Annotated in this window: 20 protein-coding genes and 5 pseudogenes; 10 read left to right on the top strand and 15 right to left on the bottom strand. The window is 59.0% G+C overall.

All coding sequences use genetic code 11. From position 1 onward, the window contains the following. Position 1: 1 nt before the first annotated feature. The 4 genes from EGJ27_RS24280 to ycaC all read left to right on the top strand — a co-directional run bounded on the left by EGJ27_RS24280 (position 2) and on the right by ycaC (position 3251). Positions 2-655, top strand: coding sequence for an alginate O-acetyltransferase AlgF (locus tag EGJ27_RS24280; protein ID WP_125833283.1), 654 nt, complete (start codon positions 2-4; stop codon positions 653-655). Beyond that, entirely contained in the window at positions 652-1617 is a 966-nt protein-coding gene (locus EGJ27_RS24275; protein WP_125833282.1) for a twin-arginine translocation pathway signal, read from the top strand. The genes EGJ27_RS24280 and EGJ27_RS24275 overlap by 4 nt, the downstream gene beginning before the upstream one ends. An 80-nt stretch (positions 1618-1697) precedes the next feature. Then, the gene (locus tag EGJ27_RS24270; RefSeq protein WP_371920886.1) at positions 1698-2480 is read left to right on the top strand and encodes a hypothetical protein; all 783 of its coding nucleotides are present in this window, start codon (positions 1698-1700) and stop codon (positions 2478-2480) included. Between the two features lie 144 nt (positions 2481-2624). Continuing rightward, positions 2625-3251 (top strand): isochorismate family cysteine hydrolase YcaC, encoded by a 627-nt coding sequence (gene ycaC / locus EGJ27_RS24265; RefSeq protein WP_125833280.1) that lies wholly within the window; start codon positions 2625-2627, stop codon positions 3249-3251. A gap of 65 nt (positions 3252-3316) precedes the next feature. Here the strand turns inward: ycaC and EGJ27_RS24260 are convergent, their stop codons facing one another. The 3 genes and pseudogenes from EGJ27_RS24260 to EGJ27_RS24255 all read right to left on the bottom strand — a co-directional run bounded on the left by EGJ27_RS24260 (position 3317) and on the right by EGJ27_RS24255 (position 4587). After that, positions 3317-3799 (bottom strand): alpha/beta fold hydrolase, encoded by a 483-nt coding sequence (locus EGJ27_RS24260; protein ID WP_256672921.1) that lies wholly within the window; start codon positions 3797-3799, stop codon positions 3317-3319. 49 nt (positions 3800-3848) lie between these two features. Continuing rightward, positions 3849-3959, bottom strand: a pseudogene (locus EGJ27_RS25145) (epoxide hydrolase N-terminal domain-containing protein); the annotation flags it as partial. 349 nt (positions 3960-4308) lie between these two features. Beyond that, positions 4309-4587, bottom strand: coding sequence for a DUF1652 domain-containing protein (locus tag EGJ27_RS24255; protein WP_125833279.1), 279 nt, complete (start codon positions 4585-4587; stop codon positions 4309-4311). Positions 4588-4813: 226 nt separating this feature from the next. On the opposite strand from EGJ27_RS24255, the gene EGJ27_RS24250 reads away from it, so the two are divergent. After that, positions 4814-5185, top strand: a complete 372-nt coding sequence (locus EGJ27_RS24250) for a low affinity iron permease family protein (protein WP_125833278.1) — start codon at positions 4814-4816, stop codon at positions 5183-5185. Between the two features lie 9 nt (positions 5186-5194). Here the strand turns inward: EGJ27_RS24250 and EGJ27_RS24245 are convergent, their stop codons facing one another. From EGJ27_RS24245 to EGJ27_RS25440, 9 genes and pseudogenes are all read right to left on the bottom strand, one after another. After that, a complete protein-coding gene (locus EGJ27_RS24245; RefSeq protein WP_125833277.1) occupies positions 5195-5929 on the bottom strand; it encodes an ABC transporter substrate-binding protein in 735 nt (244 codons plus the stop codon). Between the two features lie 24 nt (positions 5930-5953). Beyond that, positions 5954-7285 (bottom strand): GGDEF domain-containing protein, encoded by a 1332-nt coding sequence (locus EGJ27_RS24240; RefSeq protein ID WP_256672915.1) that lies wholly within the window; start codon positions 7283-7285, stop codon positions 5954-5956. A 1-nt stretch (position 7286) separates the two neighbouring features. Continuing rightward, a complete protein-coding gene (locus EGJ27_RS24235; RefSeq protein ID WP_125833275.1) occupies positions 7287-8060 on the bottom strand; it encodes an ABC transporter substrate-binding protein in 774 nt (257 codons plus the stop codon). Between the two features lie 168 nt (positions 8061-8228). Further along, a complete protein-coding gene (locus EGJ27_RS24230) occupies positions 8229-9443 on the bottom strand; it encodes a hypothetical protein (protein ID WP_125833274.1) in 1215 nt (404 codons plus the stop codon). 9 nt (positions 9444-9452) lie between these two features. Further along, a complete protein-coding gene (locus EGJ27_RS24225) occupies positions 9453-11297 on the bottom strand; it encodes a hypothetical protein (protein ID WP_125833273.1) in 1845 nt (614 codons plus the stop codon). A gap of 8 nt (positions 11298-11305) precedes the next feature. Continuing rightward, positions 11306-12163, bottom strand: a complete 858-nt coding sequence (locus EGJ27_RS24220) for an SH3 domain-containing protein (protein WP_125833272.1) — start codon at positions 12161-12163, stop codon at positions 11306-11308. 26 nt (positions 12164-12189) lie between these two features. Next, on the bottom strand, positions 12190-13437 hold the full coding sequence (locus EGJ27_RS24215; RefSeq protein ID WP_256672913.1) for a hypothetical protein: 1248 nt from the start codon (positions 13435-13437) through the stop codon (positions 12190-12192). Between the two features lie 291 nt (positions 13438-13728). Beyond that, positions 13729-14163: pseudogene (locus EGJ27_RS25445) on the bottom strand (methyl-accepting chemotaxis protein); the annotation flags it as partial. A 150-nt stretch (positions 14164-14313) separates the two neighbouring features. Then, positions 14314-14889 (bottom strand): annotated as a pseudogene (locus EGJ27_RS25440) (PAS domain-containing protein); the annotation flags it as partial. Between the two features lie 522 nt (positions 14890-15411). On the opposite strand from EGJ27_RS25440, the gene gmd reads away from it, so the two are divergent. Beyond that, the gene (gene gmd, locus EGJ27_RS24205; protein ID WP_125833269.1) at positions 15412-16443 is read left to right on the top strand and encodes a GDP-mannose 4,6-dehydratase; all 1032 of its coding nucleotides are present in this window, start codon (positions 15412-15414) and stop codon (positions 16441-16443) included. After that, positions 16443-17264, top strand: a pseudogene (locus EGJ27_RS24200) (GDP-mannose 4,6-dehydratase); the annotation flags it as partial. The gene gmd and the pseudogene EGJ27_RS24200, both read left to right, overlap by 1 nt. On the opposite strand, the pseudogene EGJ27_RS25435 reads toward EGJ27_RS24200, so the two are convergent. Together EGJ27_RS25435 and EGJ27_RS24195 are read right to left on the bottom strand one after the other, a co-directional pair. Next, positions 17255-17386, bottom strand: a pseudogene (locus tag EGJ27_RS25435) (2Fe-2S iron-sulfur cluster-binding protein); the annotation flags it as partial. The pseudogenes EGJ27_RS24200 and EGJ27_RS25435 overlap by 10 nt on opposite strands. 367 nt (positions 17387-17753) lie before the next feature. Next, positions 17754-18500 carry a replication initiation protein gene (locus EGJ27_RS24195; RefSeq protein WP_125833267.1) on the bottom strand — a complete coding sequence of 249 codons (747 nt, stop codon included), beginning with the start codon at positions 18498-18500 and terminating at the stop codon, positions 17754-17756. A gap of 1192 nt (positions 18501-19692) precedes the next feature. Between EGJ27_RS24195 and EGJ27_RS24190 the strand changes: the two genes are divergently transcribed. The 3 genes from EGJ27_RS24190 to EGJ27_RS24180 all read left to right on the top strand — a co-directional run bounded on the left by EGJ27_RS24190 (position 19693) and on the right by EGJ27_RS24180 (position 21929). Next, positions 19693-20331: an AAA family ATPase gene (locus EGJ27_RS24190; protein WP_125833266.1), complete on the top strand. Its 639-nt coding sequence runs from the start codon at positions 19693-19695 to the stop codon at positions 20329-20331. Beyond that, positions 20328-20639, top strand: coding sequence for a hypothetical protein (locus tag EGJ27_RS24185; protein ID WP_218568065.1), 312 nt, complete (start codon positions 20328-20330; stop codon positions 20637-20639). Before EGJ27_RS24190 ends, EGJ27_RS24185 begins: the two co-directional genes overlap by 4 nt. 225 nt (positions 20640-20864) lie before the next feature. After that, positions 20865-21929, top strand: a complete 1065-nt coding sequence (locus EGJ27_RS24180) for a DNA replication terminus site-binding protein (RefSeq protein ID WP_256672912.1) — start codon at positions 20865-20867, stop codon at positions 21927-21929. Here the strand turns inward: EGJ27_RS24180 and EGJ27_RS24175 are convergent. Then, positions 21895-23100, bottom strand: coding sequence for a site-specific integrase (locus EGJ27_RS24175; protein ID WP_125833265.1), 1206 nt, complete (start codon positions 23098-23100; stop codon positions 21895-21897). The genes EGJ27_RS24180 and EGJ27_RS24175 overlap by 35 nt on opposite strands. Between the last annotated feature and the right edge of the window lie 226 nt (positions 23101-23326).

Here is a 23326-nt window from a genome sequence, read left to right as displayed (position 1 = left end):
TATGCACCTTCGTCTGTGTTTTTTGCTGGGCCTGGGTCTGGCTTCGTCCGCAGCCCAGGCCGCGCCTGAAATCGCGCAACTCTATGCACCGAAACTGCCGGAAGGTTCGGCCTGGGTGCGAGTGGTCAATCCGTCCGACAGTGCCTTGCAGGTGCGCCTGAATCAGGGGCAGGACATCGCCTTGTCGGCCGCCTCGACCGCCGCCAGCCCGTTTCAGGCGGTGGACGCGCGCCAGCCGTTGCATCTGACCGTCAACGGTCGTGAAGTCAAAGGCCTGAAGGCGCCGAAAGATGCCTGGGTGACACTGATTCTGGGCAGTGATCCGGCCGCCGCGCCGCGTTTGGTGATCGACCCGCCGCCGCGGGGCAAGGATCTGCGGGCCGAACTCAACGTCTACAACCTCAATCCCGGGTGCGCCAACGCCGACCTCAAGCTGGCCAACGGCTCCAAGGTATTCAGCCAGGTGCCGCAGGGCGGCCAGGCGCAACGCACCATCAATCCGGTGCAGGCAACGCTGATCGCCAGCTGCGGGCAAAGCGCGAGCCTGCCGCTCAAGCTGGTGCCTTTCAAGGCCGGCGATCGCTACAGCCTGTTCCTGGTCGGTTCGGCACAAACGCCGCGCCTGATCGGCCTGGTCGACCAGACGGCGCCATGATGAGTCGATTCCCTTACCGCGCCCTCTTCGCCGGCCTGTTTCTGGGTTTGTCGGCTACCACCGTTCACGCGGCTTCGGCGGTCATTACCGGCCAGGACGGCTGGCTGTTTCCCGCCTGGGAAAGCCTGAGCAAGATCGATAACGCCGGCATTACGCGCAACATCGCCTTGATCAAGGACGCCGAGCAGCAGCTCAAGCGCCACCACATCGCGCTGGTGGTGTTGGTGGTGCCCATGAAGGCGCCGTTCTATGCCCAACGCCTGCCGGCCGATCAGCCATTGAGCCCGGCCGTGACGCAGCGCTACGACCGCCTGCAAGGCGACCTGCACAAAGCCGGCCTGACCACGCTGGATATCAAACCCATCCTGCGCCAGACCGAGCAAGGCAAGCAGACCGCGTTCTACCGCGCCGATTACCACTGGACCGCCTGGAGCGCGGAAAACACCGCCGATGCCACCGCCAGGCTGATCAGCAGCCGGTATCCGTTGCAGGGCGAACCGGGCGGCGGCGCGCCGCTGGGTGAATGGTTCGACAGGCGGGCCTTCGGTGACCTGGCCGCCAACTTCCTGCCTGCCGTCAAGCGCAAGGCCATCGGCCGTGACATCTACACCGTGCGCCATCAGGTCGAGGAAGACGACCTGCTGATCGATGATGCGCCGGCGCCGGTTCAGGTGATCGGCAACAGCTTCGTGCAGCCGTATCTGGGCTTTACCCAGAAACTGTCCAACGCGCTGGACCGGCCGGTTACCCTGACCTGGAACCCCGGCGATGTCGGGCCTTGGGCCACGCTGCTGCAATACCTGGAATCGCCGGACTTCGCCCGGCAAAAGCCGCAGGTGATCGTCTGGCAGTTCAATGAAGGCCAGTTCCACCAAGGCCCCGATGCGGCGGCCAACTGGAGCGCCAAGGGCGTCGTTTCGCTCGGCCAATGGCAGCAACGCGTGAAAAAGGCCTTGCCGTGAACATCCTGGGGAAACAGCTGGGCCGTGCTACGGTCAGTGCTCTGCTGCTGCTTGCAGCGACCCTCGGGACGGGCACTGCCATGTTGTATGTCACTGCGTTGAAACCGCTGGAGCCGGGTATCGTCGGCATGGTCTGGCAACCGGACAACCTGACGGTCGGCATCAAGGGCGACTGGGAAAAACTGGGCGCACGTGAGTTGCTGGTGCAATGGACGGTGGTCGATGGCCAATCCTTCGTGCCCGGCTCCGGGCTGCCTGAAGTGCCGGTGCTGCCGGACTGGGCGCGCATCGCGAAAGAACCTTGGGCCAGGGATGTGATCCTGGGGCTTGCGGGTTTTTTCAGTGAGAACCGTTCCCGGGACAACATCGAAGAACTGGCGAAGCTGTCCGAGCGTATCGCCAAGGTCAAGACGCCGCTGAACGTGACCGGCTGGTATTTCCCGGCCGAAGTGGACCCCAGCTGGAGCCGCGCCAAGGAACTGCCCGCGCTGCTGGCCAGGCTGCCCAGGCCGTTATGGATCAGCGTCTACGACGGCGCCAATATCGGCCCCGCAGCCACTGCCGACTGGCTCGATACGTGGTTGCCTAAGGATATCGGCGTGTTCTTCCAGGACGGCGTCGGGGTCTATGCCCGTTCAGCGCCGGTAGCCCGCACCTACGCCGATGCGCTGCGCGATCGGCTGGGCAAGGCGCGTGTAAGGATCATCGCCGAAGCCTTTCGCCCGCAATACGGCGGCGGCTTTCGCTCTGCCACCGCCGCCGAACTCAAACCCCAACTGGCCGCCTACGACGGCTACCCGCTGTACCTGTTCGACGGCCCACACTACGTGACGCCGGCGCTGGTCAAGGCGTTAGCGCCCTGATTCAAGGGCTTACTCGATCCATTGTCCACTGTGAGTGGACAGTAAAACCCATTACAGCGGCTTTTTCCTTTTCAGGCTGACTATTAATCTGTGCCCATGTTGAACGCACAGCCCTGACCTCTAACCAACGAAAAGGAATTGAACATGAGCACTGCAACCTACAACCGCCTGAACAAAGACGACGCCGTGGTTCTGCTGGTCGACCACCAGACCGGTCTGATCTCGCTGGTGCAGGATTTCTCGCCCAACGAATTCAAGAACAACGTGCTGGCCTTGGCGGATCTGGCCAAGTTCTTCGAACTGCCGACCATCCTGACCACCAGCTTCGAACAAGGCCCCAATGGCCCGCTGGTGCCGGAACTCAAGAACATGTTCCCCGATGCGCCCTACATCGCTCGCCCAGGCCAGATCAATGCCTGGGACAACGAAGACTTCGTCAAGGCGATCAAGGCCACCGGCCGCAAGCAATTGATCATCGCCGGCGTGGTGACCGATGTGTGCGTCGCCTTCCCTACCCTCTCGGCACTGGCTGAAGGTTTTGATGTGTTCGTGGTGACCGACGCTTCCGGCACGTTCAACACCACCGTGCAGCAAGCCTCCTGGGCGCGGATGACCCAGGCCGGTGCGCAACTGATGAACTGGTTCTCGGTGGCCTGCGAGCTGCAACGCGACTGGCGCAACGATATCGAAGGCTTGGGCAACCTGCTCTCCGAGCGTATTCCCAACTACCGCAATCTCATGAACGGCTACTCGGCCCTGACTTCGCGCTAAGCACCCCAGCTCAGCACCCGAAATGCCGATCCCGCGTTCAGCGATGTCTGAATGCGGGATCGGCATTAGCGCAGGGGTCGGAAAAATGCCCGGATGTCTTCGGCCAGCCGCTGCGGCTGTTCAAGGGCGGCGAAATGGCCGCCTGTAGGCATTGGCGTCCAGCGCTGCACGCTATAGCAACGCTCCACCCAACTCCGCGGCGGCATGGGCAGCTCCTTGGGGTTGAGGCTGACGCCCGACGGCGGCTGGACTTTGTGGCCCGGCTCGAACACCAACGGGCGTTTGCTGCCTTCGGCGTATTGGCGAAAGGACGAGCCGATACAACCGGTAAACCAGTACAGCGCGACGTTGGTCAGCAGGGTGTCTTTGTCGATAGCCGGGCCGCCGTCATCAGCGGTGTCGCTCCAGGCCATGAATTTTTCGGCAATCCAGGCCAGCAGCCCGGCAGGCGAATCGTTGAGCCCCACCGCCAGGGTCTGGGGTTTGGTGCGGTGCAGGTGGGCATGTTCGTTGAGCCGCGCCTGCTGCGCCGGCCAGTCCAAAATCATTGGTCCAGTAGTCGAGCAGACGCTTGAGTTCATCTCTGTCCATGCCTTCGCTCCAGCCCGTGCCCTGCGGCGCGTCGGGAAGTCGGGTGTTGCGCAAACGCCGATGCAGGTCCGCGAGGGCCGCGTCGCTGATATGGAGTTTGAACGGCTGGATAGACACAGAAACCCCTTCTTGGGAAAACGCAAAACATCCATAACAGCAGAGCACGGCCGTTCAGGACAAACCATTCGTCGTCTTGCCTGAGCACTAGGGGAAATTTGCTCGCGCCGCAGGGCTCCTATAGGTGTGCAAGCGCTGCGCTTGGACCTTGAAAGGGCTCGCCACCGAACAGGAGCAGATCGGCATGAAGAAGTTGACGAGAACCCCGCTCTTTGTGCCCGGTGCCGCCATTTTCGTTCTCGGCTGGCTGATGATCTTCAATAACGTCGCAGCCCTTGCCTAGCGGCCGCACCCGCGCCGGACAGGCGTGGAATACCGTGGCCTGCCCGGCACCTGAATAATCGCCGAATCAGGGCTGGAAGAATCTGGCTTCGGGTTTCATCCACCGATTGCCGGCCGCCTCCTGGGTTTCCTGCAGCTGGCTCTTGAGCTGGGCCACGAGGGTGGCGATGGCGCGGCTGGTTTCCAGCCCTTCCACGGGGATGTCACGAGCGATGACGGCCGCGTGGCCTTTCATGGGATGGAACAATTCGACGGTCATCATGCCTTCCGAGGTGATCGAACAGACACTTTTCATAGGCAGGAACCCGGATTCGACGATCTGGCGGAGCTCTAAGTGCGACAACATTGGAGCACTCTCCTGGCGTAATACGCCTGTATCAGAAAAATCCTTAACGGTGGATGACTCCTGACACCAAGCGTTCCACCTGAATGATCGAACGGTCGAGAAAATGTCCTGCGCGGACCGGTACTTGCCGATTCGGCGTGGGGATTGATGCGTCACGATGTAACAGGAAATTTCACGCGCCCGCCGAGGTCAGAAGCTGTGTTGCCCTCACCCAGGTTGGAAATATATGAAGTTCGCAAAATTTGCTCAGGGACTGTCGAGATGGGCGGGAAGCCCCAGGACTTTCATGGCGGCGATTATCCTGATCGCCCTGTGGGCCTCGACCGGGCCATGGTTTCATTACAACGATACCTGGCAGCTGATCATCAACACGTCGACCACGATCATTACGTTTCTGATGGTGTTCCTGATTCAGAATACCCAGAACCGCGACAACGACGTGCTGCACCTCAAAGTGGATGAGCTGCTGCGCGTGACCAAGGATGCCCAGAATGCGCTGCTGAGCCTGGACAATCTGGACCAGCGCGAACTGCGTGAGCTGCGCAAGAAGTACAAGGCGCTTGGCACCCATGACGTGCAGCCGCCGCTGGAGCGCTGAGAAACGGCCTCAGGGCTCTTCGTGCATGAGTCGCTCGATTTCGCCCGAGGCCTTGAGCTGCTCGAACGCCGTGCGCACCAGGTTCACCATCTCGTCCGGGGTTTCCAGACTGAAGGCCATGTAAATACCGGCCTTCACGTCACCCAGCGCGGCCACCGCCTCCAGGCGCCCGACATCGACCTGGGCCTGCTCGCTCAGCAGACGGACTTCCCGTTCGGTCATCGGCAGCAGCTCGACCTGATGGTGGAGCAGTTTCTGGAAACTGTCGCGGTTGGTGGTCGACACCACCAGACGCTTGAAGCCCCGCCCTTCGAGATACGCCTGCCTGGAGTCGTCCCGCACCACACCGATGATGTAGCGCCGGGCGTCGCTGATGCTTTCAAGCGTCAGGTCGGTTTGCTCTCGCAGCTTGTAGAGCATGGTCTGCGCCTGGGCAATCTCACCCACCCATTTGAACTGCGACTCGCGGGCCGTGGTGCGCAGGATCGGGAAGATCAGCACATTGGGTTCGCGCAGCGCCTTTTCATAGGCTCGCGCCCAAGGGTAAAGCAGGATGCGATAGTCGTTGACGGCGGCGTGTTTGAGGGTCTGCTCGACCACATGCGTGCCCGGACCTGCAAGCTTGCCGCCGCTCAGGTAAGCGTATGACGAATCCTCGGTCACCACCTCGATCTCACTGGCATGGCCCGGCAAAGCGAGCATGATCAGCAGCAGGCAGGTGCCCGGCACAAGACGTTTATTCACTCAAGGCTCCTTGCTGCGGCCGGTTCAATTGGCCACCCGATCGCGGCCCTGGCGCTTGGCGCGGTACAGCGCCTGGTCGGCCCGCTGCAGCAGCAGATCGAAGTGATCCATGGTCTCAGGGTCCAGTTCGGCCACGCCGATGCTCAGGGTCAGATAAGGCGACACCTGCGAGCCGCCGTGGGGGACCTCACGTTCGGCAAGGCCCTCGCGCAGCCTTTGCGCGGCGGCGTTGGCCTGGTCCAGGTCGACGTTGGGCAACATGACCACAAACTCTTCACCGCCGATCCGCGCCACCAGTTCGCCGGAACGACCGAAGACACCGCGCAGCGCCTCGGCCACTTGCTTGAGGCATTCGTCGCCCAGCATGTGGCCATAGGTGTCGTTGTAGATCTTGAAGAAATCCACATCGCACATCAGCACCGCCAGTGGCGTCTTGTGCCGAATCGCGCGGCGGAATTCGACTTCCTTGAGCTCATCGAAATGCCGCCGGTTGGCAAGGCCGGTCAACGGGTCGTGACGCGACAAGGCTTCGAGGGACTGGTTGGCCGCCTTGAGTTCGGCGGTGCGCGCTTCGACCAGTTCGGCCAGATGATCGCGACTGGCGGCCATGGCCAGTTCATCGGAACGCTGCCGTTCCAGATGGGCGTGGAGATTGTTCTGCAGCTCGTTGACCTGGGCTTCGAGCAGGCTGAGTTCATCCTGGCGCTTGATCGAGCGCAGCAACCGGAGCGGCGTGTTGAGCGTTTGCGGGGCCAGCGTGCTCAGGTGCCTGGCGATGTGCTTCACGTGGACGGTCACCAGTCGGTTGAACATGGTCATGATCAGCCCGGCCAGCAGCAATGACTGGATCACCTGAGTGATGAAGATTCCCCGCGCCTCGCCCCACAGGCGTTCCCAGAGCAGACCGGCGTCGCCTTCGATGACCAGCTCGCCGACGGTTTCCCGGGCACCGGCGTAGGGTTCACTGATCAACTGGCGACGCAGCACCGGCGCGGCGCCTGGTGCTTCGGCAGCGCGGCGCTTGAGGTCGATGACCTCCGGCGATTGACCGGGCCGCAGGATACTGAGGGTCACGCGTCCCACGGGCGCTGCCTGAGCGACGCTGGCGAGCTGTTTGCCCAGGGACTCGCGATCCATTTCCCAGATGGCTTCTGACAAGGTGTTCTGAAACACCTGGTCGATCAAGGCCAGTTCCGAGTTCATCGCCTGGAGGTTGTTTCCCCACGCGGACCAGGTGCGCAGGGCCACCATGACCAGGGTAAACAGCAAGCAGAACAGCAGCGTGGCAAGCACCAGGCGCCGCCCGAGCGAGCCGGTCGGCAAGGGCTTTGCCGATGGGGAGACGGGCGCGGTCACGTCAGAGCCATTTGCGCAGAATGGCATCGTAGACGCCATTGCGACGAATCGTTTCCAGACCGTCGCGGAACCGTTCGACCGTCTCGGGCGGGGTTTTCAGACTGAACGCCATGCTCAGGCCCGGCCCGTTGCTCAGCTCCGGCAAGGGCAGCGAGCGGATCAGGACTTTGGCCGGGTCCTCGCCGTTCTGGCGGGTCAGGTAAAGCGCATTGAGCTCGTTGGAAATCCACATTTCCACGTGATCGACCTTGAGCTTGCGGTAGTTGTGTTCGTATTTATTACTCGACTGCAGCTCTTCGCCAATGCGAAAGCCTTTCGAGACCAGATACTGCTCGCCGACGTCCTGATTGACCGTCGCAATCTGTCGGCCACGGGCCTGATCAAGCGAACTCAGCTGCACCGGCCGCTCTGCCAGCGAGTAGATAAACCATTGGGTGGGTGCGATAGCGCCGATCCAACGGAACAGCGGTTCGCGAGCAGGTGTACGCATGATCGAATAGATCAGGACATTGCTGTCGTTGAGCGCCAGTTCGTAGGCCCGTGCCCAGGGCATGGACTGAATGGTCGCCTGGATGCCGACTTCCTTGAGCACGGCCTCGACCACTTCGGTGCTCATGCCGGTCACCCGACCATTGCGGGAGAAGTTGTAGGGCGGCAACTCTTCGGTGACGATGCGCAGCGGCACCGTGTCGTGCGCCATGCTCGTCGAACAGCCGCCCACGAACAGGGCCAGCAGGACGCCGAATACCAGAAAACGGTTCAGTTGCCGAACCATCGATGCATACCTTTAAGCCGCGACGCCGCGAGAAGAGCCCGGCATCGCCCGATGGCCGCCGACTCCGTGTTATCGGCCAGGCAAACAGAGCCTTGAGGGGGGTTGACCGGACTGCAGCGCAGGCAGGCCGCTCCACACCCCGCGAACGGCGTGTAGAGCGAGTCGAATTCAGTTCGCTTCCAGCTCGAACCCTTTGCTCACGAACAGCGCGGCAAACAGGGTCTTGTCGTCACGGAAGGTGTAGGTTTCGTTGAACGCGCCTTCAGCCACGAGTTTCTGCGCAATGGCGCATTCCGAATCGCTGTGACCCTTGCCCTTGGCGCCGAAATCGCTCTGCCAGGTGGAAAGGCCGGTTTCCTTGCAGAAGGTGGCGAACGGAGACTGCCCCGCCGAGGCCTGGTACGCCTGATAGCTTTTCTTGAGCGGGCTGAAGCCTTCGTAGTTCAGCTCATAACGGGCTACCTTGCTCTTGCGGGCAAAGTTGCTGACCGATTCGGCAATCACCGCCTGCCCGGAAAAACCGCTGTACGCGCCGATGATGAAACCGCTGAGCGCACTCTTGAGCATGTCCTGCACGTCATCGAGTTCCGGCAACGACGCGAACTCCGCTTCCCTGACAATGCGGCCCGTTTCGCTGCCGTCGTTGCGGTGGGTGACGACGAAGCTCATGGCGCCTTCGCCATCGTCCGAGCGCTTGAGCGTCAGGTCCAGATCGACACGGGTGCCGAAATCGCCCGTGGCGCCGATCAGAAACGCACCGGTCACCGGCGTGCGGGCAATCATGTTGCTGCCCCAGGTGTAGGACGACTTGACCACGCCGGACCCACTCATGTCCGCACGCGGCTGAATCTCGTCGCTGACGTCCGACACCAGCACCACGTCGACGCCTTTGTGGGAAATGTACGGATTGCTCATGTCCAGGCCCAGCAGCTGCAGGTGGATCTCGCCATCCTTGCTGTCGCCCGAATGACTGATCTTCAACGCATCGGCCTTCAGGTAGACGCCACCCGGATTACGGCCACTGGTGGACGACCACTGATAATTGCTCCAGCCGACCAGACCCTGCTCGTTGTCCGAGCCGCGACCGGCCGACTGGAAAAGTCCACTCAGGCCACGCAGAAACTGCTCGGCACCGTTGGTGCGCGCGGCGACCAGACGGATTTCGGGGTCCTTGACGGTCAGGTTGCCGGAAAACACCGAATAGGACACATCGCCCTCGGACAGCACATCCTGAAGCATGAACCGTTCTTTGAAGTCATCGTAATAGTTGAGCGCGGCTTTCTTACCGGAGCTGGCCAACAGGGCTATGACGCTGGCCACCACGATGACCGCAGCGGCGACAGCTGCAATCAGCAGCTGCTTTTTGCTCATTGATTTGATCATGGAGGTGCCTTACCAGATTTGAGCGGAAGCGCTCTTCCAAGCGTTCACGTACTGTTGGGAAACGTCAGGGGTCCAGTTGAAGTCGATACCGGCGCCAGGGAATTCCTTAGCCAGGACCGCTCCGAAAGACACCTGGTCGGCGCACAGATCCTGCTGGCAGGCTTGCGGTTCACCCACGCTGTAGACGCGGAACGTCGGGATCGCCCGGCCGTCTTCCAACGGCAGGTAAGGCGTCATATTGGCGACCGGGAACACATACCACGCCTCTTTCAGATCCACGTCGGAAACCAGTCGGCCGTGGGCAGGGAAGTCGATCTCGACGTAATCGCCGATTTTCCCGGTGACATGCACCATCATCGAGGCGGTTTTACGCGAAGAATCGGGATTCTGCAGGGCCAGAGGCGAATCGAAGCGCACCTGAATACCGGCCATGCCGGCCAGCGCCTGGGTTTCACGACCCTCGAATTCCTTCATGCCGGCCTTGAGCTGCTCGTAGCGGGCCAGCACCTGGGTATGGACCTGCGCTTGCTGCTCTTGCACGCGACGCTCTTCGCGCTTGCGCTGTTCTTCGCGGCGGGCGGCGTAGTTCGTACCGTCCTGAACGTCGAAGAAGAACTGACCGCGGTTCTCGCCGATGCGGCTGCGCACGATCTTGTCCTTGTCGTCACCCCAACCGTTGACCGGGTACAGCGCCTCGAAGGACTTGGCGATGAACAGGTTTTCCTGGCTGGTGGTCGATGGCGACGTGGCCTTGATCAGCTGGAAGATTTCCAGCGCAGCGCGCTTGTACTCCGTCACGTCCAGGGCAAAACGTTCATCCCCGGTGATCACGACGTAGTAAGGATCGTTGTTGAACGGGCCGAGCACACCGTAAGTGCCGCGCTGGAAAGCCAGATAGACCTTCATCTGACGCGCCGGCAGCTCGCCCAGCAGAAACAAGGCCTGATCGGCTTTGGGGCTGAGATACGACAGCGCCTTGTCCTTGACTGCGTCGGCGGAACGCTGGTTGAAGAGCAGGCCGCTGCCGTGCGCATACACCCGATTCCAGTTATCGCCGCGATAGGTATTGGGGATCGACCAGCGCAGCCGGTCGAATGAACCTTCGGCAAAACCCGACGCCGGGCATGGCATGGCCGGCGTCGACGTAAAGGCCAGGCTGGAGTCGCCGTTATCCAGGGCGGCCTTGCCGATCACCCATTTGCAACCGCTGGCGTCGCTGATCTGGATCAGGCTGGGGTGGTTGATGACCAGCGAGCGCCCGTAGTCCGCACTCACCGGAGCCGCCTGCGCGACCGGCGCCGCAGGTTGCGCGGGCGCTGCCGGTCCTTCAACGACAGGTTTCGGCGCAGGCGCGGCGGGCTGGCCAATGACAGGCGCCGGGGCTTGCGGTTCCACCACGACAGCCGGTTGCGCAACGGGCGCAGGTGTCGCTGCTGGAGCTGGAGTCGGCGCGGGAACAGCAGGCGGCTCGACCGGCTTCGGCGCTGCGGCCTGGGGTGCCGCTGCGACCGGCGCGGCGGCCAGAGTGACGACGCCGAGATTGGTCGCATTGCCTGCGCCGTTTGCGTACAACGAGCCGTTTGCATCGACCGCCTTCCAGGTGACCCGCGCTGCAGCGCAGTCCTTGGTCAGGATGACAGGCAATTTGGACAGCAAACCATTGAGCAGCGTCGGGTTGTCCCACACGGGACGCACCAGGGTCAGCTCGACATCGGGCTTGCACCAGGTGGTCGCTTCGCCAGGAACCTCGACCTTGATGTCGTCTTTCTTCGAGTACGCCAGCTCATGGGCGAACGCTTGCGGCACCAGGCCGGAAGCAGACACCACGGCCAGCGCGAGAACGCACTTTTTCATGTTTTTCCTTAGATCAGTTCCCAAGTACCGTTGGCTTGCTTGCAGAACGTGCTGTCCTGCTTTTCAGCTTCGCCACTGGCCGCTTTCAGGCTCACCGTGACCGGCCGGCAGGCGGTCTCGGCCGCGACTTTTTCGGACGGCAACGCTGGAATGGAGTCCAGATCGAAGGCTTGGGTCTCCTTGCTGGCGGCCACGTCCATTTCGTCGAGATTGACCGCTGACGGCACCTTGCGGGCGACGGCTTCGGACTTGGCCAGGACGTAGTCCTTGTGCACGTAACCGACCGTCACACCCTTGCGCCCGACCAGGATCCACTCGCCGGTGGAGCCCACGGCGGTGAACTCGGTGTTGTTCGGCAGGCCGCCCACCTTGTCAGCCTTCAGGTTCGGCGCGGCACGCACGTTGAGGCTGGATTTGGTGACGTAAGGCTCGTTGATCAGCTTCATCGACGGCACCGCCTGAATCTTGGGCGCACGCTTGACCTCGACGGTCTTGGTGGTCGTGTATTCCTGACCCTGGATGATCTGCGCGCTCGCCTTGGTGCGAGTGGACTGCCAGACCGCCGGTTGCGTCGAGGCAGTGGCGGGCTGGTTGAGCACTTCCTGGGTACGCAGGGCGAGCGCTTGCTGATCCTGCTCATCGAGCATGTGGCCGATACGGTTGCCGATGTAACCGCCCACACTGGCGGCGATCAATGCCGCCGCGACCTGACCGCTGCCCTTGCCCATGGTGGCGCCGATGGCCAGACCGGCCAGACCACCGATCACGGTGCCGGCCTGCTCCTTGCTGATCCCCATCTGGGCGCATCCGGAAAACGAAGTGGCGATGGATACGGCCAGAATCGATGCGACGAATTTCTTACGCACTGGGTACTTCTCCCTTGTGAAAATGGTCACTGCGCTTTGAGCACAGGCTTGGTCAGGTTGTACAACATGGCTTCGGCAGACATGGCCCAATGGAAGACCCCGACCATGAGGGTCGGCCCTTTCTCAATGCTTCTGAACGCCGAGCGATAGCCCGAGGATTGGAGGATGGCGTTGCCGGCAAAAATGGGAATGATGATGACCGTGGCAATCGCCGCGAGCCGAGCCTTGATTGCACGCCGGGGGTTCTGAACACGACGGCGCCGTTCGATGAGCGAAAGCACCAGCCCCACGATGTTGAGCGCACCTGTGAACAGCCCGCTGAGCAACGACCAGGGCACGAACCACATGTTTTTCAGCACGCTGAGGCCCTGCTCGCCCCGGATGTCGGTGTGGGCGACATCGACCGCCATGTTGCCGGCGATGCCGTTGAGGTATCTGTTGAATTGCTCGCGGGTGGCAAACAGGTCCATGCCTTCGACATACAGCGGACCGAGGGTTTGCCGGGCCATGTAGCGAACTTCAGGGCTGTCGGCAATCGCTTGCCGGGTGCGTAGGCCAGGTTTTATCGAAAGGGCATAATCCGAAACGCTCGGCGCGTTACTCAGCTCCTGGCCTTGGGCGGGCCACTCGATGGGTGTGCGCTCGTTACCCGGCACTCCCGAAACACGCAGCGCCTCAAGCCTGGCGTAGGCGCGGATGATGTCTTCGAGAGTGGGAATGACTTCCACCTGCAGGCGCTCGTAGAGCGCATCTGCATTACGCCGTGTGTAGCCTTTGAACACGGCGGTGGCGAAACCCTGGAAGTTGCGGTCAATCTTTTCAACGTACGAGCCTTGAACACTCATCAGTACGCCCAGATTGGCGATGAACGCCTTGCCTTCCCCGGCGTCCCGGTATTCCTGGTACGGAACCCCCGGAATCTGCAACGCATCGTAAAGCAGGCCTTTTTTCGTCACGTAGGCGTACAAGCTGTAAACCCGCAGGCTTGCCGGGAATTCTTCAGCGATGATGTCCGGTACCTCGCCCTGGACCCACCAGGTGGCAGGCGCCGTGATCAGCGTACTGAGTGCAATCGAGTACCACAGAATACGCGGGTCGCAGCCCTGCGGACCGGCCCGACGTTGCCGACGCTTGTGCGCCGCCACACACAGCCGCCAGACGAACAGGCAAACGCTGGCCGAGGCAAGCAGCTGGCCGTAGATTTCGAGGGTCTGGAGTTGTTTGAGGGGGATGTCGGCGCCCGCCTTGTTCAACAACTCTGCGTTGAACAGCAAACCGCCAATCAAGCAGAGGAGGGTGAGAACAGCGAGCGCGACCTGAAGCATCCTGCACGTCCTTGTCAGTGAGGAATCAGCGATCTAGAGCATCCCGTGCTATGGCGACCGTTGTACAATCCGGCCAGCATTTTGCCAGCCAAATAGCTAGCATGCTAGCTATTTGAAGCCTCAAGCGGTTTACCGTGGGAACCCGCTTGCCAGCGAAGAGGCCAGTCCATCCACGACAGGTCGATCACCTGCCAGGCAGCCTTCACCAGCAAGCCGGCTTCTGAAGAGGGCTGAAGACGATCACTTCAACTGATTGGCGAAGCGCCCGACCGCACCGACCACCTGCTTGGCACCGTCCTGAATCTCGACGATCACCGCACCGGCTTCGTTGGCCAAGGCCAGCCCCTGTTCGGCCTGAGTCCGGCTGTTGGCCATGCCACGTACCGCCGCGTCGGCCAGCGCCTGGTTCTGCTGCACCACGTTGACGATCTCCTCGGTCGCGGCGCTGGTGCGCCCGGCCAGCTGCCGGACTTCGTCGGCGACCACCGCAAAACCGCGGCCCTGCTCCCCGGCCCTGGCGGCCTCGATGGCGGCGTTGAGCGCCAACAGGTTGGTCTGTTGCGCGATCCCGCCGATGGTTTGCACGATGGAGCTGATCAGCAACGACTGCTTGCCCAGCGCCTCGATGCCTGACGATGCCGACTCCATCTCGTCGGAGATCTTGCGCATCGTGTCCACGGTGTTCTGCACCACATCGGCGCCGCGCTGGGCGCTGACGTCGGTCTGCTGGGAAATCTCGAATGCCACGCTTGCGGCCTGGCTGACCTCTTCTTCGCGGGCGACCTGGTCGGTGATGACGGTGGCGAATTTCACGACCTTATACAACTTGCCCTGAGCGTCATGGACCGGGTTGTAGGTTGCTTCCAGCCACACCGTCCGCCCGTGCGCGTCGATGCGCTTGAACCGGTTGGCCACGAACTCGCCGCGATTGAGGGTTGCCCAGAATTCCTTGTACTGGTTGGAACTTGCTTCGACAGGATCACAGAACAGGCTGTGATGCTTGCCCTTGATCTGTGCAAGGCTGTACCCCATTCCGCGCAGGAACTGGTCGTTGGCGGTCAGCACGTGCCCATGCAGATCGAACTCGATCACTGCCGTGGAGCGCAGCAATGCCTGGATGAAGGCAGCGTTTTCAGCCGCCGTTTCGATCGCTTCGGTGATGTCGGTGCCATAGCATTTCAGGCACTGCAGCTTGCCATGCTCGTCGAGAATCGGCTGCCACATCGCGTAGATCCACGCCAGGCTGCCGTCTGCGCGCAGAAAACGGTATTTATCGATGACCGACTCACCCTTCTGCACCGCCAGCCGCAGATTGCGATAGCAGTCCAGCTGTTTGACATAGGCCGGGACCATCTGGTCCATGCTGCGGCCTTGCAGCTGCTGCGCGGTGTAGCCGAGCATGCGCTGGAAGTTATCGTTGGCATGCGCAATGCAGTAATTGGCATCCAGAACCAGCGACACCATCTGCGCGTCCATACCCTTCTGCATCTGACGAAAAACAGATAACTCTGCTTCTTGCGCCAGTAATTCCTTTTTCAAGCGGGTATTGAACATGACTGCACCGAACGTGAGGGGAGAGATTTTTCATGTTATCGGCACAAGCGTAGATGACCTGAGGGGTGTTTGTCGGATGCTCGCAAACTCCCTCAAAAGACTGACAAGGGACTTTTCCAACGGCATAAGAACGCCCGGCGTGGAAAGTAATATCGATTCGTGATGCTGTGTTCCGCTACTTTTCCTGACCTGCAGTCTTTATTTTACTTTTTCAACGCACGGCCACGCATGGCCTGAAAGATCGCGACTCGCCTTGGCGCAACCTGATGTCTATGCTGGAGTCGTTCGTTGCGATGAGTCGTCGCTGCGATAACGCTATCCCCTGTATCAGGCCGTAATCGGGCTGCCCAACGGAGATCAATGCATCGTATGAAAGCCATTATTACCGGCATCACAGGTCAGGACGGCCCTTATCTGGCCCAACTGCTGCTCGAAAAAGGCTACACAGTCTATGGGACCTTCCGCCGGACCAGCTCTGTCAATTTCTGGCGTATAGAAGAGCTCGGAATCCAGAACCACCCCAACCTGCATCTGGTTGAATATGACCTGACCGACCTGTCGGCCAGTATTCGTCTTCTACAGAAAACCGAGGCCACCGAGATCTATAACCTCGCGGCCCAGAGTTTTGTAGGTGTTTCATTTGAGCAACCGCTGACCACTGCTGAGATAACCGGTCTTGGTGCAGTGAACCTGCTGGAAGCCATTCGCATCGTTAATCCGAAGATTCGTTTTTACCAGGCATCAACGTCGGAGATGTTCGGCAAGGTGCAGGCCATTCCCCAAGTGGAAAGCACCCCTTTCTACCCTCGTAGCCCTTATGGCGTCGCCAAGCTTTATGCGCACTGGATGACCATCAATTATCGAGAGTCCTACGGGATATTTGCTGCCAGCGGCATTCTGTTCAACCACGAATCGCCCCTGCGCGGCCGTGAGTTCGTGACGCGCAAAATCACCGATTCAGTGGCCAAGATCAAACTGGGTCTGATGGAGTCGTTTGAGTTGGGCAATATCGACGCTAAGCGCGATTGGGGGTTTGCCAAGGAGTATGTCGAGGGTATGTGGCGCATGCTGCAGGCCGCAGAACCCGACACGTTCGTATTGGCGACCAATCGTACCGAGACTGTGCGCAACTTCGTCAGCATGGCGTTCAAGGCTGTTGATATCGCTATCCAATGGGAAGGTGAAGCAGAAGCCGAACGTGGCCTGGATGCGGCGACCGGCAAGGTACTGGTCAGCGTCAACCCCAGGTTTTATCGCCCTACGGAAGTGGAACTACTGATCGGCAACCCTGCCAAAGCCCGGGAAGTATTAGGGTGGGAAGCCAGGACCCATCTCGAAGAACTGTGCCGCATCATGGTTGAGGCAGATCTGCGTCGTAATGAAAAAGGTTTTTCTTTCTGATGAGTATCGTCGGTAAACGCGCGCTGATTACAGGTATCCATGGCTTTACGGGGCGCTTCATGGCCGCCGACCTCGCGGCACAGGGCTGCGAGGTTCATGGGCTGGGAAGCCAGCCATCTGAGGATGCCGATTACCACCAGATGGATCTTGCGGATGTGGCAAGCCTGCATGCGCTGCTCGCTGAAATTCAGCCGGACATTGTGGTCCACCTTGCCGCATTGGCTTTTGTCGGGCACGGATCTGCCAAGGCCTTTTATCAGGTCAACCTGATCGGCACCCGCAACCTGCTCGAGGCCATTGACGCGTGTGGTAAAACGCCAGAGTGCATTCTGTTGGCCAGCAGCGCCAATGTTTACGGTAATGCTTCGTCCGGCATGCTGGATGAAACAACCCTGCCGGCCCCAGCCAATGATTACGCAGTCAGCAAACTGGCGATGGAATACATGGCCAGGCTTTGGCAAGAACGCCTGCCGCTTGTCATTACTCGTCCCTTCAATTACACCGGCGTTGGCCAGGCCGATAATTTTCTATTGCCCAAGATCGTTTCGCATTTTCTGAGCAAGGCTGAAACCATCGAGTTGGGCAATCTGGATGTCTGGCGCGATTTCAGCGACGTGCGTTCTATCGTCAGCGCTTATCGGGGCCTCCTGCAAGTCAAGCCACTGGGACAAACGATCAATGTATGTTCGGGTGTCACTCATTCCCTGCGCGAGGTAGTCGAGATGTGCCGGCAAATTACTGGCAGAGATATCGAGGTGCAGGTCAATCCGGCTTTTGTTCGTGCCAATGAAGTAAAGACGCTGTGTGGCGATAACACTCGCCTTAGATCTCTGGTGCATGACTGGCAAACACCCCCATTGCACGAGACCTTGACATGGATGTTGTCTGCTTCATAACAAGCCTGCGAGGTTTGCCGAGCAGAAGGATCAACAGCCGTTCTCACGGGAAAACGACGTAACGACTACAAATTCCGGCTATGTATCAATTGTGATAAATCGGGATGCAATGTCGGACATTTCGTGATAGCTAGATATATTGATAGCTATATATCTAGCATGAACTGTCCAAAAGGCCAAAGCGCAAGCCCCTGCAAACAAGGGCCTCAAGGCGTTTTCCATGAGCCATTAGCGGTGGGCTGTACAGCGATAACTGCATTGGATCGACAAGCACCAGTCCATGGTGAAATGATTCTATCGACTACAAATTCCGGCTATGCCTTATGTTGGCCCTTCAGGCTTTATAGCTAGCTATCTATCGGAATAGATAGCTAGCTATAAAGCCAGCCATTACGTATCTATATGATTTAAAAGCTAATCTTTAAGGATTTCCAAAGGATTATCCGGCAGTTTGGCCAGGCTATCGCCCAGGGAAAGCCGCATCTGGGCGGCTTCATGAAAGCGGAAAATCAGGCTTTTGACCGTTTTGCCTTCGGTAATGGTTTCGTAGGTAATGGATATTCCCGACTTGGCCATGATCTCGTTGATCGAAGGGGTGATGACTCTCTGACGTAGATTGTTGAACCGCTTGTAGCTGTCTCCCAGGTCCAGAAGTGTGCGAAGTCGTTCGACTTCGATAACCAGTACGCCCGTACTTTTGAACTGCATCATGAGTTCAAAGAGCCGAAAGCTGTGCATGGAATTCAGATTGGCGACGCGGCGTAAATCGTAAGAAGTCAGCTTGCTGTTGAGCATCGAAAGATAAGGAATCACGTCAACCGTGAAGTTCAGGGTGACACGCCCTTCGCCTTCCGCGTATGCCGCTTTGTAGACCCAGCGAATACGCGTGCGGTTCTTGCCGTCAAATGTCTGGATGTCGCGCTCATACAGAGAATCCGCGGCTTCCTTGAGGTTGGTGTAGGCAAAGCGAATAGGAACGCCGTAGATATCGGCGAAGCTTGCGGCCGTCACCGTGATCTTGGAGGGCATGGGCTTGCGGGGGTCGACCTGGGCAATGGCGGCCAGCAACAAGCGTTGTTCCTGAAGCGTCAGCCGGTATGAAGCACTGATCAGATCGTTGGCTTTGGTCACTAGCAACGATGAAGGTTCTTTGGCAGTCATCGACTACTCCTGGCGCGGCAATGAGTCGATAGTAACAACCTTGTTCGCCAAGTTCTGCCTGTTTACGCGCGCTTGAAATGTCTCGTTTAGAAAGACTTCTTGGCATAGCCGGAATTTGTAGTCGATGCATGGGCCTGGGTAGCCGGAATTCGTAGTCGTTCCCCAGGCGCGTATCGCTCGTTGAATCAGTCATGGCAAGCCCGTTTTTTTGGCATAGCCGGAATTTGTAGTCGATGCAATCCCCTTTTGGAGGTTTGTAGGACATGGATGTCAGAATCCGACAGTGGCTCTGTGCCTTGTGTGACAAGGCTTTAAGCCATAGCCGGATTTTGTAGTCGATGGGGATTCAGCCCGTAGCGGGTATCGTTCATCTGTAAAGTGGCCGGATCCACGGGACTGTCAAAAATGACCGCTGTGGTACCTGAAAATCCCTTGAAACCCTGAAAATTGACTCCCGTAGCCTGTGGATAACAGCCGGAATTTGTAGTCGTCATAGCTGAAATTTGTAGTCGATACAGCTGAAATTTGTAGTCGTCATAGCCGGAATTTGTAGTCGTATAGCCGGAATTTGTAGTCGATGCACCTCTGGAGGCCACGGAATACAAGGGCTGCAGAGGTGCTAAAAACAAGCTTTAAAAACAAGCTTTAAAAACAAGAAAAAAAGATTTTAAAAACGCGAGCGAAAAAATTTTTTCTGTTTGGGGAAAATCAAAAGCGAAAAACCAAGCAGAGCACAGCTGATTTCGCTAAGACCTCTCATAAGCGCACAAGAGGCTCGATAAAACCTGACCCCTAGGGGGCTTGCAGTATGTGAGATTAAAAGCCCCTAAAGAGATCAGGGGCTGGATTAAAGGGATTTAGGTGGCTGATCCGAGCCTGTTTTTCAATTTGATCACTGGTGCAGGCACTGCGCGCATTCGCCGGGTGTGGTGGAACCGGTACCTGACCCCTGCCCGATTTTGGCATGCTTCATAGATACGTACAGCTGAAAATGAAAAATCCTTTCAACGACCGTTATAAGGCCTGCAGCCCAGGTAATACGATCCTTCGCTTCAATCAGCCATGTCCTACAAGATGAATATCCAGGCTACAGCCAAAAATGGATCAGAAAAGTATAGATAGCTATATAGATAGATAGCTATACTCACAGACGAATGGTAGCTAGCTATATAGCTAGCGCACGGATAAGGGGATGACAGTGACCATATTTGCATGTGTGAACACCAAGGGCGGTGTCGGTAAAACCACGACGGCGGTGCACCTGGCAACCATGTTGGCAACTCGTGGCAAAACATTGCTGATCGACGGCGACCCGCAGGCCAGCGCGGCAAGCTGGGCCGCCTGGCGCCGTGATAACCCTGAATACAGCCCCAGCCCAACGACAGTGTGCCTCCAGGGTAAAGCCATCAATTCCGAAGGCCGACAACTGGCAAGCTCCTACGAACATGTGGTGGTAGATGCCGGTGGACGTGATTCGGTAGGCCTGCGCTCTGCGCTATTGCTGGCTGAAGTGGTCATCGTTCCAGTAGGTGCCAGTTCTTTCGATGCAGCCGCGATGACAGACCTGTTGACCGTTGTCGACCTGGCCCGTGATTACAATCCTGCGCTGAACGTGAAAATGCTGCTGTCCAGGGTGGATGCGCGGACCAAGGACACCGGAGAAATGCTGAGTTTTCTCGAAGAACAGTCATTCAGCGTGTTCAAGACCAAGATCTGCGAACGCGTAGCCTTTCGACGTTGCATCAGTGAAGGCGCCATTGTTCACGAACTTAAACGTGACCATGCAGCTATCCAGGAAATGAATGCGTTTATCGCCGAGGTGTTGGGATGATCAAATCCAAACCGGATATCAAAAGCTTCAACAAGGATCCCAATGAATTTCTGGAAGGCGGAGAGGCCGACAAGCCGTTGAGAAAAACCGCTCCGGCCAACGAGCGATCGACACCTGAAGAAGCTGCAACATTGATGGTGGAAGCCTTCAAGCCTGAGCCCACCGTGCAGAAACTATTCAGACTGCGATGGGATATTGCCAACGCACTCAAACTGGGTGCGGCTCAGGAATCCGCGAGGACGGGGAAGCGGGTGACGGAAACAGACATCGTCCAGCAGCTCCTGAAAAAGCACTACAGCATCAAATAACTGGATTGATATATATCTATATAGCTAGCTAGATGGTATCTGCCATATACAATGGGTGCCGATCGTCTCCGCGAGAAGACCCGTAAGTGTTAGATAGATATACAGCTAGCTAGATAGCTATCGTAGAATCATTAAGCTAATACCACCCCACCAACCCTATACTGTTTACTACGGCGCCTCCTTTCGGCGATTTGCGCTGGAAAGGCCGAAGGGGATTGGACAGAATTGGCAAATCTATATAGGGGTGGTATTAATTTAGGAGCGCTCATGTACAGCGATATCGTCACTGCATACCAGCAGATGCGCCGCCAGTTGGACGCCTTCAACCAGGTCTGGCCTGATCTGGTCGTGGCCGGGAAAGTCTGGCGGTTACCACTGCTGACCGAGCAAAAGGCTCTGGATTACATCGAGGCCGAAGCCTTGGAAGGCGCGGCTGCCATCGACGCCGCTCGCTATGCCATGACCGCGTTCGAGCGCGCGCCAGAGCAGGCACCTGGAACGGTCATGCGCTTGCCGGGCTATTTTGCTATGCGGGAAAGCGTCCTGCCGTGGGTCAGAGAGATCAACCAACTGAAGGATGATCTCATGGCGGCGATCGAGCAGACACGGGTGGAACTTAACCTGGCCACTACGGCACGCTCCAAAATTCTGCGCCAGGCGCTGGGCCACCAGTTCAGCATGAAACAGCTGGGCCGTCATACCCAGGCGTTCGACGCCTGCCCTCGATTGATCGTCTTCACCTGGGCCGGACATACCACCGGCGGTGAGCGCATTGAAGTGGGAAAGGTGCGTGAACTGTTGAGCCGAGCGGCAGAACAACAGGCTCAGAAAGACAGCCTGGACCAAGGTGAGACGCTGGCGGGCGCAGAGCTGCGTCGCATCGTCAATTTGTCCGATCAGGCCACGCTGATCAAATACAAGAAAGTTGCGCCCCATCCTCGCGCCATGGCCTATTTTTCAGCCAGCACGCGTTATGACGCGATGATCCACAGCAACCTGCCGATGTTCGTGCTGGCCGGCGAGAAACCCATCGAAGTTCATGAGCTGCGCACTTTCGACCGCCATTCACGCCAGGCCGAGCGGCCGGACAAGAAATCGCGCATTGAAGTCATTCCGCGGATGAATCTGTATTTGAACCCGGACGATCTGGTGGGCAGGAAGAAAGCCGTGATCCCTGAAAGCAAGTCTCGAACGGTCGAATCGACCTATTCGAAACCCGCCGCTCCCTCAGAAACAGCCCTGTCGAAAAAACCTGCTAGCCAGGCAAGTCTTGAGTTTCCGGAGGACTGAATCGGGCAGGCAGACTCTGCTGGATAAAAGCGTCCCAGGCGCTCATGAGCTGGCGACGTTTATCCAGCAGATCGCCGCGGTTATAAGCCGCCTCGACCTTGTCATCCAGGGTGTGGGCCAGCGCCATTTCGCACACCTCACGGGGAAACACAGTGTGCTCGGCGGCCCAGGTCCGAAAGGTCGACCGAAACCCATGAGGCACATATTCGCCGGCGTGCAGCTGCTCCATCACTCGCCGGATCGCGTTACCGGGCAGGCTGCCGGTCCTGCGAGCGTTAGGGAACACGTAGACCGGGTGCTTGCCGCGTTGCTGCTCCAGCACCTGCAGCGCGCCGGCCGCCAGGGGTACCCGATGCGGTTTGCCGGCTTTCATGCGCTGCGCCGCAATCGTCCATAAACCGGCCGCCAGGTCGAACTCTTCCCAACGCGCATCACAGACTTCCGCGCTGCGGCAGGCACTGTGGACGATCAACTCACAGGCCCGGGCCGCTGTGCTGTCCAGGCTGTCGAGCTGGTGAACGAAGGCGCCGATTCGCTCTGCCGGCATCGAGGAAAAGGGCACCTGGAGGCGGTTCTGACGCGGCAGCAGTTTATCGAGGTGGCCACGCCAGCGCGCCGGGTTTTCGCCCTCCCTCAGGTTGCGCGCCTTGGCGGCGTCCAGCACCAGTTCGATCCGGTTGCGCAAGCGAAAGGCGGTTTCCGGAATGCTGTTCCAGAGCGGCAACAACACATCCAGAACATGGTCGGTTGCAATCATGGCCACCGGCAGATCGCCGATCAGCGGATACACATGATCACGCAGGGAATGCGACCATTGCTGGGTATGGCGGGCATTCTTCCAGCTTTGCCGGTGGGTCGCGATATACCGCTCAGCCTCGATCCGGAAAGTGACCACGGCCGTCTGCACAGCCGTTGACGCCACACGGTGCGCCATGGGATCGACGCCCTGGGACAACTCGAGACGGTACGTATCGACCGCCAGGCGCGCGGCCTTGAGCGACACCGCCGGGAACGAACCGATGCCCATGTCATGCCGGCGTTGATTGAACTGGTAGCGCAGCACCCAGTTCTTGCTGCCGCTGGCAGTGACGCGCAGGAACAGACCACGCTCATCGTGATAGCGCCCGGGTGCTTCGATCGTTCGGACGAAAGCCTGCGTCAGTTTGCCCATTTGCTGTTATCAGCCGTCTGATGATGCGAAGGCGAAATTCTACAACAGAATGTACGCGGAGGAAGGCTCCGCGTACATTCTGCTTTCTACCGCCGTATTTTCGGGTTGAAATCGGTTCTGCTATTTATCAGTCCCACACTGCGACCCACACTCGCGTGCGCGGGCAAGTCGGAAGCGGCAAGGGCAGGGCGCAGCGACGGCATGATGCTCAGCATGCAGAACGGCG

It is taken from the genome of Pseudomonas sp. v388 (assembly GCF_003935425.1).
GTDB lineage: Bacteria > Pseudomonadota > Gammaproteobacteria > Pseudomonadales > Pseudomonadaceae > Aquipseudomonas.
The sequence above is the reverse complement of the archived record's forward strand: the minus strand, read 5'-3'. Positions and strand labels throughout refer to the sequence as shown.

What these genes read in the sequence shown, in the direction of transcription:
- EGJ27_RS24250 (WP_125833278.1), top strand. Translation starts at nt 4,814, where the DNA reads ATGAAGTTCGCAAAATTTGCTCAGGGACTGTCGAGATGGGCGGGAAGC.
- ycaC (WP_125833280.1), top strand. Translation starts at nt 2,625, where the DNA reads ATGAGCACTGCAACCTACAACCGCCTGAACAAAGACGACGCCGTGGTT.
- EGJ27_RS24255 (WP_125833279.1), bottom strand. Translation starts at nt 4,587, where the DNA reads ATGTTGTCGCACTTAGAGCTCCGCCAGATCGTCGAATCCGGGTTCCTG.
- EGJ27_RS24280 (WP_125833283.1), top strand. Translation starts at nt 2, where the DNA reads ATGCACCTTCGTCTGTGTTTTTTGCTGGGCCTGGGTCTGGCTTCGTCC.
- EGJ27_RS24270 (WP_371920886.1), top strand. Translation starts at nt 1,698, where the DNA reads ATGTTGTATGTCACTGCGTTGAAACCGCTGGAGCCGGGTATCGTCGGC.
- EGJ27_RS24175 (WP_125833265.1), bottom strand. Translation starts at nt 23,100, where the DNA reads ATGGGCAAACTGACGCAGGCTTTCGTCCGAACGATCGAAGCACCCGGG.
- EGJ27_RS24195 (WP_125833267.1), bottom strand. Translation starts at nt 18,500, where the DNA reads ATGACTGCCAAAGAACCTTCATCGTTGCTAGTGACCAAAGCCAACGAT.
- EGJ27_RS24260 (WP_256672921.1), bottom strand. Translation starts at nt 3,799, where the DNA reads ATGATTTTGGACTGGCCGGCGCAGCAGGCGCGGCTCAACGAACATGCC.
- gmd (WP_125833269.1), top strand. Translation starts at nt 15,412, where the DNA reads ATGAAAGCCATTATTACCGGCATCACAGGTCAGGACGGCCCTTATCTG.
- EGJ27_RS24275 (WP_125833282.1), top strand. Translation starts at nt 652, where the DNA reads ATGATGAGTCGATTCCCTTACCGCGCCCTCTTCGCCGGCCTGTTTCTG.
- EGJ27_RS24235 (WP_125833275.1), bottom strand. Translation starts at nt 8,060, where the DNA reads ATGGTTCGGCAACTGAACCGTTTTCTGGTATTCGGCGTCCTGCTGGCC.
- EGJ27_RS24230 (WP_125833274.1), bottom strand. Translation starts at nt 9,443, where the DNA reads ATGATCAAATCAATGAGCAAAAAGCAGCTGCTGATTGCAGCTGTCGCC.
- EGJ27_RS24190 (WP_125833266.1), top strand. Translation starts at nt 19,693, where the DNA reads ATGACAGTGACCATATTTGCATGTGTGAACACCAAGGGCGGTGTCGGT.
- EGJ27_RS24225 (WP_125833273.1), bottom strand. Translation starts at nt 11,297, where the DNA reads ATGAAAAAGTGCGTTCTCGCGCTGGCCGTGGTGTCTGCTTCCGGCCTG.
- EGJ27_RS24185 (WP_218568065.1), top strand. Translation starts at nt 20,328, where the DNA reads ATGATCAAATCCAAACCGGATATCAAAAGCTTCAACAAGGATCCCAAT.